This window comes from Plantactinospora sp. B6F1 (assembly GCF_040120695.1).
Lineage (GTDB): Bacteria > Actinomycetota > Actinomycetes > Mycobacteriales > Micromonosporaceae > Plantactinospora.
This window is the reverse complement of the sequence record NZ_JBEEAC010000004.1, coordinates 374904-385351: the sequence shown is the minus strand read 5'-3', so window position 1 is coordinate 385351 and position 10448 is coordinate 374904. Positions and strand designations below refer to the sequence as shown.

At 71.0% G+C, this 10448-nt stretch carries 12 protein-coding genes and 1 riboswitch; of the genes, 3 read left to right on the top strand and 9 right to left on the bottom strand.

Annotated elements, in window-relative coordinates; genetic code table 11:
- Positions 1–140 precede the first annotated feature (140 nt).
- The 3 genes from ABNF97_RS09195 to ABNF97_RS09185 all read right to left on the bottom strand — a co-directional run bounded on the left by ABNF97_RS09195 (position 141) and on the right by ABNF97_RS09185 (position 2266).
- A complete protein-coding gene (locus ABNF97_RS09195; RefSeq protein ID WP_349338237.1) occupies positions 141–305 on the bottom strand; it encodes a hypothetical protein in 165 nt (54 codons plus the stop codon).
- A gap of 433 nt (positions 306–738) precedes the next feature.
- Positions 739–1251 (bottom strand): hypothetical protein, encoded by a 513-nt coding sequence (locus tag ABNF97_RS09190; protein WP_349338236.1) that lies wholly within the window; start codon positions 1249–1251, stop codon positions 739–741.
- A gap of 112 nt (positions 1252–1363) precedes the next feature.
- Positions 1364–2266: an FkbM family methyltransferase gene (locus tag ABNF97_RS09185; protein WP_349338235.1), complete on the bottom strand. Its 903-nt coding sequence runs from the start codon at positions 2264–2266 to the stop codon at positions 1364–1366.
- A 76-nt stretch (positions 2267–2342) separates the two neighbouring features.
- On the opposite strand from ABNF97_RS09185, the gene ABNF97_RS09180 reads away from it, so the two are divergent.
- Entirely contained in the window at positions 2343–2843 is a 501-nt protein-coding gene (locus tag ABNF97_RS09180) for a P-loop nucleotide/nucleoside kinase family protein (protein WP_349338234.1), read from the top strand.
- On the opposite strand, the gene ABNF97_RS09175 is transcribed toward ABNF97_RS09180, so the two are convergent.
- Genes ABNF97_RS09175 through ABNF97_RS09165 form a run of 3 tightly spaced genes read right to left on the bottom strand, consistent with a single transcriptional unit; the run spans position 2780 to position 5203 of the window.
- Positions 2780–3685 carry a glycosyltransferase family 2 protein gene (locus tag ABNF97_RS09175; RefSeq protein WP_349338233.1) on the bottom strand — a complete coding sequence of 302 codons (906 nt, stop codon included), beginning with the start codon at positions 3683–3685 and terminating at the stop codon, positions 2780–2782. The two genes, ABNF97_RS09180 and ABNF97_RS09175, sit on opposite strands and share 64 nt — an antisense overlap.
- Positions 3645–4919 carry a glycosyltransferase family protein gene (locus ABNF97_RS09170; RefSeq protein ID WP_349338232.1) on the bottom strand — a complete coding sequence of 425 codons (1275 nt, stop codon included), beginning with the start codon at positions 4917–4919 and terminating at the stop codon, positions 3645–3647. The genes ABNF97_RS09175 and ABNF97_RS09170 overlap by 41 nt, the downstream gene beginning before the upstream one ends.
- Positions 4916–5203, bottom strand: a complete 288-nt coding sequence (locus ABNF97_RS09165; RefSeq protein ID WP_349338231.1) for a hypothetical protein — start codon at positions 5201–5203, stop codon at positions 4916–4918. The genes ABNF97_RS09170 and ABNF97_RS09165 overlap by 4 nt, the downstream gene beginning before the upstream one ends.
- Positions 5204–5271: 68 nt before the next feature.
- On the opposite strand from ABNF97_RS09165, the gene ABNF97_RS09160 reads away from it, so the two are divergent.
- A complete protein-coding gene (locus ABNF97_RS09160; protein WP_349338230.1) occupies positions 5272–5754 on the top strand; it encodes a hypothetical protein in 483 nt (160 codons plus the stop codon).
- A 434-nt stretch (positions 5755–6188) separates the two neighbouring features.
- Here ABNF97_RS09160 and ABNF97_RS09155 read toward each other — a convergent pair whose 3' ends face one another.
- Complete coding sequence (locus ABNF97_RS09155; RefSeq protein ID WP_349338229.1) at positions 6189–6716, bottom strand: O-acetyl-ADP-ribose deacetylase; 528 nt, start codon at positions 6714–6716, stop codon at positions 6189–6191.
- A 116-nt stretch (positions 6717–6832) separates the two neighbouring features.
- Entirely contained in the window at positions 6833–7855 is a 1023-nt protein-coding gene (locus tag ABNF97_RS09150; protein WP_130462397.1) for a VldE C-terminal domain-containing protein, read from the bottom strand.
- A gap of 3 nt (positions 7856–7858) precedes the next feature.
- Positions 7859–7992, bottom strand: a riboswitch (cyclic di-AMP (ydaO/yuaA leader).
- 589 nt (positions 7993–8581) lie between these two features.
- On the opposite strand from ABNF97_RS09150, the gene ABNF97_RS09145 reads away from it, so the two are divergent.
- A complete protein-coding gene (locus tag ABNF97_RS09145) occupies positions 8582–9292 on the top strand; it encodes a polysaccharide deacetylase family protein (RefSeq protein ID WP_349338228.1) in 711 nt (236 codons plus the stop codon).
- A gap of 27 nt (positions 9293–9319) precedes the next feature.
- Here ABNF97_RS09145 and ABNF97_RS09140 read toward each other — a convergent pair whose 3' ends face one another.
- Positions 9320–10441, bottom strand: coding sequence for a glycosyltransferase (locus ABNF97_RS09140; protein ID WP_165436680.1), 1122 nt, complete (start codon positions 10439–10441; stop codon positions 9320–9322).
- Positions 10442–10448 lie beyond the last annotated feature (7 nt).

Genomic DNA, 10448 nt, shown 5'->3' with positions numbered 1-10448 from the left:
CGAAGTGGAGCCCTCTCGAAGACGTGTTTCTGTCGCAAGGACGTGTCTATCGATGGCTCCACGCCTGTTTCCACGGTCGTCCGACTCGACACTTTCGCCCGTGTCGCACCAATCAACCCTTATGTTTTGCTGAGATCAACTCAGTCGACGCTGTAGGGCCCGCTGATGTTGTTGCCGTCGAATACCGGGAGGCCAACATGCCGCTCGCAGTTCGGGTACGCCATCGCGGGAACCATGCTCGCCACCACCGCTCCGCCGGCCGCCAGTACAACCACCGCTACCGCCCGCACGATTCGTTTGAACAAGATCGCCTCCCCCTTTGATCGGTAATCGACCCCCGCTTGTCGCGGATTTTTGAAGATCCGCGATTCGGTAACACCTATTGCTCGATCTGATCAACCGGCGAGAGTCTATCTGCAATTTAGGCTAACACCTCACCCAATACCCGACAACCATTCGTGTCGCATTCCGTCAAGCATCAGAGTCGCAAACGTTGATATGGCAATTATCCGGAACGAAGCGCAAGAAGGTGTTTTGTTGGGGCACGGGCGGTGTGTCCGACGGGGTGCGGCCTCTTTCGGGTGGCGGTGTGGCCTTGCAGCGCGCCGGCACCGTTGCCGAGTGCGCCCAGTCGGATCCAGAACAGCCGAGCAGGCCGCCGCCCTGGTTGTTTGTCCATGACGAGGTCTGTCGGCCGACACTGGCTAAGGCAGCCGGCACGGGGCCCTCGTTACTGGATCAGTCCGGGGGCAGGCTGCCCTTGACGATCAGTTCCGCGCGGGTGGTGAGGGCCAACTCGATCCCGGTGCGTAAGTCTGAGAGGGCTTTTTGTGTCTGCGGGTCGTCCTCGGAGATCCACATGCAGTGGTCTTCCAGGTCGTCCACGCAGACCAGGACCGGCCCGGTGAACGGCTCGTACGGAACGACCAGACTCCACTCGTCCAGACTGTCTTCCAGGCAGTGCACGTACAAGATCACGCCACCGCGTCCCTGGAGACGACCGAACTTTTCACCGAAGGCGATGAGGTGCGGCGCTTGGTCAAAGGCGGTCCGGGCTTCGATGGATGAGGCCCAGCGGACCCGCAGCGCGGTCGCCGCAACGAAGTCACTGAGCGCGCCAGGCGGGGCGTCAGGGTCGGGATGCGCCAGCTCCCACGCCAACCGCTCGGCCAGCTTCCGCCGACGCTGCTCGGCAGCCCGCCACCGATCGTCATCAACCACGACCGGCTCCGGTGCATCCTCCGGCAGCAACAGGCAACACCTCCACAGCTTGACACCCTCGCCGTTGACGGCGCGAGTCACCGGCGAGGGCGCAGCCCGACGATGGGTTCGTCGCGCCAATGGGCAGGGCGGGCGCCAGGGGTCACGGCAGGATCGCGGCGTCCGTTCGGGAGAAGATGATGTCGCTCATGTCGGTGATCGGGGCGGTCAACCGTCGGGGAGCGATGGGGCGGCGTCGGGCGCGGGGGTAGCGGGCAGCGGCGTAGTCGTTGTCGAGGTGGTAGGCATGGTAGCCGGCTGCGGTGAGTGGGTTGGTGACATCTGCGGGGGTTAGCCCTTGCTTGGCGAGCAGTCGTGGGGTGACCTCGATGACGAGTTCGGCCGAGGGGTGGAGTTGGTTGATCGCGGGGGTGAGTCCTCGGATGACGGCGGCTTCGGCTCCTTCGGCGTCGATCTTGATGATGCGGGCCTGGGCGAGTTCGCTTGTGGTGGTGAGGTTGGGCAGGGGTCTGGCCTCGGCTTGGAACGTGGCGGCGGCCGGGCCGCGTGGCCGTACCTGTGTGGTGTTGCCGAGGTTGGCCGTGCTCGGTGTGTAGAAGGTGATCCGGTCGGTGGTGTCGGAGGCGGCGGCGCGGACGATCCGGATGTTGTCGAGCCGGTTGGCGTGTGCGGCGGCGGCGAGGGCTTGGGTGAAGTGTGGGGAGGGGTCGACGGCGACGACGCGGCCGGTCGGGCCGACGAGGTGGGCGGCGAGGAGGCTGTAGTAGCCGATGTTCGCGCCGATGTCGATGAAGGTGTCGCCGGGGTTGAGGCGTCGGCGGATCCAGGCGGTGAGGTGGGGTTCCCAGGTGCCGAACAGGTAGAGGTAGCGCTGGATGATGTCGGTGGTGGTGAGGTTCGGGAAGGTGATGCCGTCGAGGGTACGGCCGGTGGCGGTGACCGGGTGGCGGGTCAGGTGGTCATCGAGGCGGGCGGCGAGCTGGGCACCGCCGGGTCCGTGTCGGAGGTAGGTCCGGAGGGTGTTGACAACAAGAGGCTGCAACATCGACGTGGCTCCTGGGGTATCGGGTAGGTGGCAGACTGTCACGGTGGTCGGGGCGAGTGACGGTGAAGGAGGCCCGGTGAGCGAGCGGGTGCCGGTGGTGTTCTTCCTGCTGGGGTTGACCGGTTCGGGTAAGACCACGTACGCGAGGCGGGTGTTGGAGCCGGCGGGGGCGGTGCGGCTGTCGGTGGACGAGGAGGTCTTTGCCCGGCATGGCCGGTACGGGGTCGACTATCCGGAGTACGAGTACTTCGAGCGGGAGGCGCCGGTCGTGGCCGAGGTGCGGGATCGGCTGGTGGGGTTGGTGTCCGAGGGGCGTGATGTGGTGCTCGATCACGGGTTGTGGCGTCGGGCGGATCGGGACGCGTGGAAGAAGCTGGTGGAGACGGCCGGCGGCCGGTGGCGGCTGCTGTACTTCCCGGTTCCCCGGGAGGAGTTGCTTCGCCGCCTGACGGCCCGCAACGAGGAGGAGCACGCCAACGCGTTGACAGTGACCGAGAGCGCGCTTGATGACTTCTACGCCCGGTTCGACGTGCCGGACGGTGAGGGTGAGGAGATCGTGCCGGTCGGGTCGTTCTGAGGCGGTGGCCGCCAGGTGTCGATGATGTGGGCGGCTTCTTGCGTCCACCAGGCCGGTAGCGCGTCGAGGGTCACCGGGCGCAGCGGCAGGGTGGGTGAGTCGACGGCGATGTGCCCGTCGTGGCGGGCGAGGTGATCGAGCAGGCGTCGGGATTCCCGCAGCAGGGCGGGGCTGCTGCTGCGCCAACTGCCGTCCGCGATGTGGTTGACGCGCTGCTGGAGATAGCTCTCAACCCCGCGACGCCACTTGAAGTGGTGAACCACGACCGGGGGCCGGTTGACGGGTCGGTGGCCGGGAGCGCGGTGGTTCCCGCTGGCGACCGGGACGTTGGAGTGCGCCAGGACGATCTTTCGCGGGTCACCGCGCAGGAGGTAGTGGGTGAGGAACCCGCCGAGCGGGTAGGCGCGGTCGAGGCCCTGCCGCGGGGTCCACGGCCGGAGGCAGCCGTCTCCGGCGATCCGGTCGAGCATCAGTCCACCGACCGTGCCGATGCCGGCGCTGGCTGCTTCGTGCAGGGTGTCGACCAGACCGTTCGGGTAGGTGTGGAACTCGTCGGCGTCTGCGAGCAGGTGCCAGCCGGGGCCGGCGACGTTGCGCAGTTCGTCGCGGAGGCGGGTGTTGGTGTGCTCGTGCCAGGGGCCGACGTTCACTAGGGCGGGACTGATGTCGAGAGCGCGGCAGGCGTCGAGGAGCCGGACGCGCTCGCCGTCAGTGGTCTGGTCGGGAAAGTGGAAGGCGAGCAGGAACCGGTGCACACCGTGGGCGCGATAGTGCCCGACGAACGCGGTGAGCAGGTCGGGTTCAACCGGCCCGATGACGGCGATCAGAGGCGGGATCGGCATGGTATTGAGTCCTTCCGAGGTCGGTGGCCAGGTTGGTCCAGAACGCGAGCGTGGCCGCTGCGGTGGGCAGTCCGAGATGGGCTGCCTCGCCCGGTTCCGGGCGAGGCAGCGGCCGGCGGGCCAGGTCGGTGATCGCTGAGGCGAGATCGGTGGGGTCGGCGGTGCGGAACAGGCGCACGCACGGCCGGTTGCCGAGCAGGCCGGTGGTGGCGGGGTCGTGGTCGGAGACCAGCAGCGGCACGCCGAGGACCACGCTGTCAGCGATCAGGCCGCTCTCCTTGCCGACACCGGCTCGCCGGGCCACGATCGCGGCATCGGCGGCGGCGTAGACGCGGCGGACGTGCCAGCGAGGTGCCGCGCCGGGAAGCGCGTGCACCCGGCCATCCACGGCGGCGGCAAGGCCGCGCAGCAACACCGGGTCGACGGGATGCCCGGCGACGAGTACGCAGACCGGACGGGTCAGCCGGGCCAGGGCCGCCGCGACGGTGGCGATGTCCTTGTGGGGCCACCACCCGCCGACCAGGGCAAGCGCCGTGTCGTCGGGCTGGAGACCGAAATCGGCCCTGGCAGCGGTGCGCTCGGCGTCGCTGAGGCGCGGTTCGGCATCCGCCAGCGCGAACGGCCAGACTCCGACCGGCAGCCCGGGGAACAGGTGCGCCAGCCGTGCCCGGACCGCCTCGGTGGGACACACCACGCGGACCCGGGTGAGGTGGGCGGACGCGAGCCGGCCGATGAGGCGTAGCGCGCGGTCCTCGGTCGTAGGAACCTCGTGCACCACCCGGATATGGGCTCTGCCGGACAGTCCGGCGGCGAGACCGTGCAACGCGCCGCTGGCCGACAGCACGACCACAACCGGCCTGCCGGTCCGGATGCCACGGGTACCGGTCCGCAGCGCCGCCGCTTCGGCCAAACACCGGGCGAGAGCGCCGATCTGGTGCGGCAGCCGGCGGTGCGGCAGCCGGCCCGTGAACCGGCTGACGCGACCGAGCAGCCGACTAGCCGCCCATAACGAACGCTCGGCCGGCTCGCGGCCGACACGTCCGACGACGCGGGCTCCCGCCCGGTGCAGAGCGGCGCGGGCGGTCGGCTCGATACCCCCGAGGGCGACGACCGTGCAGGCACGTCCCTCGGCGGCGCACTGCCGAGCCAGGCGGATAGCCGCCTGGAACCAGTGACCGCCGACCGACCCGGCCGCCGGTTCGATGAGCACCAACGGCGCCGCAGGGGTGGTCATCGGCTCGCGGCGTAGCGCCGGGCGAGCCACGCAGGGTCGTTGAGGTTCTGCCACATGCCGTCGTCCGGCGGGGTGTCGACGGCGAACGCCACCCCGGCCCGCGCGCCCCTCATCGCGTCCTCGGCGTACGGGCCGGTACCGGTGAGAGTCCACACCTCCAGGCGGGCTTGCGCCTCGGCATCGGTGCTGCCGTACTCGCAGCCTCGGGCGAGCATCGCGCACTCCCGGAACCCGGCCCGCCAGGCGTGCCACGCCGACTGGTTGAACCGGGTCCGACCCGCCACGGCCGGGGTGAACTCGATCCTGCCCGGCAGGCCGGCGAGGACATCAACAACGTCGTCTCGAGTTGCCGATGCCGAGCCTCGACGGTGCGCCGGCCGCGGCCGCACGGGTCTTCGCCATCCGCAACGGCTGGGCAACCGGGGTGGCCAGCAACGGCCTCGGCCGGTCGGCAGGCGACCCGGCGGTGACTTCCTCGGCGGGGGTACGCCAGGATCGCGCCGCCCGGTTGCGCGGCGGCAGCGGCGAGCGGGGCGAGGGCAGCCGGGTCGGGTCGGTCCGGTGGAACGTCCGGACCGGTGAAACGCGGGTCTTCGGGGAGCTGGAGCACGGTGCGAGCACGGTGAACGCGCACGGCTGGCAGGTCGGCACCGACCCGCAGGGCCGGGCCGTGCTGGTCACCGGCGCCGCTCCGGTGGTCCTGCCGGACCTGGCCGGCCACGACCCGGGCGACCCGTCGATCCCGACGACGTTGAGCGACGACGGACGCACCGTCGCCGGACAGTCGAACGACGCGACGGGCACGGTCCAGGCCGTCGTCTGGCGCTGCCGGTGACCGGACCGGGCTCCATTCCGGAGTCCGGCGCCGTGCCGGCCGGGAGCCACCGCGGCGAAGCCGCCGGCTCGTAGGGCCGGTGCCGGCACCGACGCCGGTTGCGGGGGCGGCCAGGATCGCGGTGGACGGAACCCGGCGACCTCGCGCACGGAGACAAAGGATGCTCCTCACCGCCCACCCCCGACTACGTCCGCTGCCCTCCGCGACGGCCGAGCGGTTGACCACGGTACGGGCCTGCGTCGACGAGGGGCGGCTACGCCGGCACGTGGAGCGGCTGGACGTGCCGCGCGGCCGCTGCCACGCGGCACCGGCGATGGTCAAGGCTGAGTCGTACGTGGCCGGGGAACTGGAGCGGGCTGAGCCGCCGGGGCGGTGTGCCGCCCACCGGCGAACCGGTCGTCCGGTGTCTGGAGTTCCGGCCCGGGCTCGGACGGTCAGGCTGCCGGCCCGGCCGGGCCGGTCCCGTCGAGGGCCGCCCGCAGCAGCGTGCGGGTCTGCTCGTCGAAGGCGACCAGTCGGATCGACTCGACCGCCGACGGCGTGGACCGGAGCGTATCGACCGCGATCCGGGCCGCCTGGTCGGCAGGAAAGCCGTAGACCCCGGTGGCGATCGCCGGAAAGGCCACGCTGCGCGCACCCACCTCGTCGGCGACCGCCAAGCAGCGGCGATAGCAGGAGGCCAGCACCTCGGCCTCGCCGAATCCGCCGCCCGCCCAGACCGGACCGACGGTGTGGATGACGTTGCGGACCGGCGGGTCGAGGTCGAACGCCGGGGTCGCCACCGCCTCGCCGGGTGGGCAGGGTGCGAGCGCCCCGCCCGCCTCGGCGAGCCGGGGACCGGCCGCGCGGTGGATGGCACCGTCCACACCGCCACCACCCAGCAGCGACTCGTTGGCGGCGGTGACGATCGCGTCCACGCGTTCCCGGGTGATGTCGCCACGGACGACTTCGATGGTGACCATCCGCCGATGATGCCAGTCGGCGCGGCACCTGTCCGCACAACGCGACCGCCCCGCGACCTGGCGGCCAGGTGGCGGGGCGGTGGCGTTGTGCTGCGCGGGCTGTTGTGCTGCTCGGGCTACAGCATCGAGACGTGCACGTGGTCGGTGTGGTCGCTCGGACCGCTGTAGGAACTCCAGCCCCGGTCCGGGAACCAGATTTCCTTGTACCAGATCACGTAGAGGATGCCGAGCCGGTCCGCGTTGCGGATCAGGAACGCGGCCAGGTCGTTGCCGTACTTCATCTGGTCGTCGTTGGCGGCCCGGCTGAAGCCGGAGTTGCGCAGCGACCAGTCGCAGGCGCGGCCCTTCGGGTGCTCGAACGGCCCGCCGGGCCGGTAGCAGCCGACGAACCTCTTGAAGCCCGCCCGGCGCACCTCGTTGTACATGTGCAAAGTCCGGGCGGTGACGCAGCCGCTGGTGGTCGGGTCGTTCTTGTTGCAGGGCAGCCCCGGGAAGCCGTCCGCCATCCCGGGCCCCGGCCTGGCCACCGGCGAGGTGGCCGCCACCAGCCCCTTGTCGGGGCGCGAGTTGCCACCCACCAGGGCGAGCGCCTTCGCCGCGTCCGACTGCTGCTTCTTGATGATCTTCTCTTGCGCGGCCTGCTTGGCGACCTCCTCGTCGATCGCCTTCTTGGCCGCACCGACCTCGTCCCGCGCCTGGTTGAGCGCGCGGATCTTGCTGTTGTTGAACATGTTCAACTCGTTGAGCGCGGACGCCCGCTCCATGAACGAGCTGGCCGAGGGGTCGGACGAGTTGTTGGTCAGCAGCATCGATATCGCGCTGAGCTTGCCGCTGCGGTACGACTCGGCCGCGATCTCGCTCGCCTCCGGCGTGAGTGCCGCGAGGCGGGCTTCCGCCTGCTTCAACTGGGTGCCGAGTTGCTGCTGCCGCCGCTGGGACTTGACGCGCTCGGCCTTCGCCTCGGCGAGCCGCTTGCCTGCGCTGGCGAGCACCTCTCCGAGTACCGGTGAGTCGGCCTCCTCCTCAGGAGCCGGCTTCGGCGCTGGCGCCGCCGACGCCTCCGAGGGGACCATGACCAGTGCTGCGGCGGTGAGCAGTGCCAGGGCAGTCGCCAGTGTTCGGCGTAGGGGTGCCCTCACATGTATCCCTTCCGTCGGCCGCCGACCGGGTTAGCTGACGGGTTCGGGATGGAAGTGGTCCCTACCGCTGTCGCGGATTCACCCCAGGGGTGCGTGGGTCCCCGGCTCGCCGTGTGGCGATTAGGCGGCGATCAGCGCCGGCGCCACGCGGCATCCGGCGGCTATGAACGGCAGACAGCATACCCGGTTTCGCTTCTCGAATGGCAAGACCCAATCATGGCCAAAGGCGTTGTCGGGCAACGACTATCAGTAATCACTGCGCTTCGGACGCATCGAAGAGCATGCTTTGTCCGCCATTATCGACTTGCTGCTGTCGGCTATTTACCAAGCGCGTTCCCACCCGCTCGACGTGCGGAAACGTGTCCAGGTTGGTCAGTCGGTGATTCTCCGGTCACCATGGGCGCCAGGGTGTTGTGCCGCACGGCCACCGGCCACGGTGCCGGCCGAGAGCAGACCCACGGTCACCACAACCCGGTGCCGCGACACGCGGCACGGCGGACTACGTGTCCGGCACGGCGTGTCGAACTCGCCTGCACCCCCGGACCTCCCCGGAGCGCCGCATCTCCCCGGAGCGCCGCGCGCCGGCTACCCGATCGGCGCCCCCGCAAACTCGGTCGGCCCCCGGAAGACCCGGGCCGGACTGGCCGGGCCACCCGTGGCGGATGAGGATGAAGACCGGCCGCGCGGGTATCCGCGTCCGCGATGGTGCGGCGGGTGGAGGAACGAGTGCGCGGACGCGCGGTACCGGCGACGACCGTCGGTGCCGCGCTGGCCGCCCAGGTGGTACCGGCGCTGACCGTGCTGCCCGGGGTACGGCTGAGGTTCTTTCCCCGGCTGAGCGGACGTGGCTCTCCGGGCCACGTCGCGCTGACCTTCGACGACGGCCCGGACCCGGCCTCCACCCCGCTCTTCGTCGAGACCCTGGCCGCGCACCGGACCCGGGCGACGTTCTTCCTGCTCGGGTCGATGCTGGCCCGCGCACCCGAACTCGGCCTGGACCTCGCCGCCGCCGGGCACGAGGTGGCGGTGCACGGCTGGGCGCACCGGAACCTGCTGCTCCGCGGCCCGCACGCGACCTACCGCGACCTGGCCCGCACCCGGGAGCTGATCGGCGCGGTGACCGGGCGGACGCCCCGGTACTTCCGCCCGCCGTACGGGGTGCTCAGCACCGCCGCCCTGATGGCCGCCCGCCGGCTGGGCCTGACCCCGGTGCTCTGGACCTGCTGGGGGCGGGACTGGACCCGGTCGGCGACCCGCACCTCGGTACTCGACACGCTGCGCGCCGGGCTGTCCGGCGGCGGCACCGTACTGCTGCACGACTCCGACTGCACCTCGGCGCCGGGCTCCTGGCAGGCCAGCCTCGCCGCGCTGCCGTACCTGCTTGAGGAGTGCCTCCGCCGGGGCTGGCGGGTCGGCCCGCTCGGCGAGCACGGCTGATCCGGCGCCGCCGTGCTCAGCCCACAGTCAGCCCACCCGATCGGTCACCTCGCCGGGTACCGCCTCGGCACGACTGCCGGGCACCGGCGGCGGGGCCGAGGCGGCGGTGCCGACCGCCGGCCGCGCTCCGGAGCGCGGGTGCCGGACCCGGGTCACCACGCCGACGTGCGCCCGCCGCGCGGCCTGGAGCGCGGTGAACAGCCCGTACGCACCGCGACCGACCAGCCGGTGCTTGAGTCCGGCGGCACCGCCCGGCGGCTGGTAGCCCGCCGGTGGCAGGTGGGCCCGGTACCGGGTGACGATCTCGGCGAAGAACTCGCGGCGGCGGCCCGGCGGCACCCGCCGGGGATGGCCGAGCACCTGCAACAGGTGCCAGATCATCCGCTGGAAGATCAGGTGACGCAGTTCGGCCGACACCGCCGGGTCGGCGTCCAGGCCGGCCAGCACCCGGTCCCAGTGCGCGAAGACCTCGAAGTGCCGTTCGCTGACCGTCGCGGTGATCGCGCCCTCCGGGCGCTGCCGGTAGGCGTAACAGCAGCGGTCCAGCAGGGTGATCCGCCGCGCGGCGAGCATCAGCGGGAAGCTGAACGAGACGTCCTCGTACCAGCCGGGCTCGAACCCAAGGCCCAGGTCGAGGAGGAACCGGCGCCGGATCACCTTGTTGCAGGTGATGTGCAGCACCGACAGCAGCCCGGGGCGCTCCCGGAGGGTGAACGTCTCCGGCACCGGCTTCCCGGCACCGACCTGGGAGAGCGACAGGTGCCGGGTCCCGCCGTTCGGGTAGTACCGGGTGTAGGCGGTGATCAGCAGGTCCGGCCGGGTCCGGGTCAGCCGCTCGGCGACGGCCCGCAGGCTCCCCTCCGGCAGCCAGTCGTCGCCGTCGACGAACCACACGTACTCGCCGGTGGCCCGGGACAGGCCGGTGTTGCGGGCCGTCCCGAGCCCCTGGTTGCGGTCCAGGGTGACCACCACCAGCCGGGGGTCGCGTTCGGCGTACCGGGCCAGGATCGCCGCGCTGCCGTCGCTGGAGCCGTCGTCCACCGCCACCAGTTCGAGGTCGGGAAAGGACGGGTCGAGAATGGAGTCCAGGCAGTCCGCCAGGTACGCCCGCACCTGGTAGACCGGGACTATCACGCTGAGCAGGGTCACCGTGCAC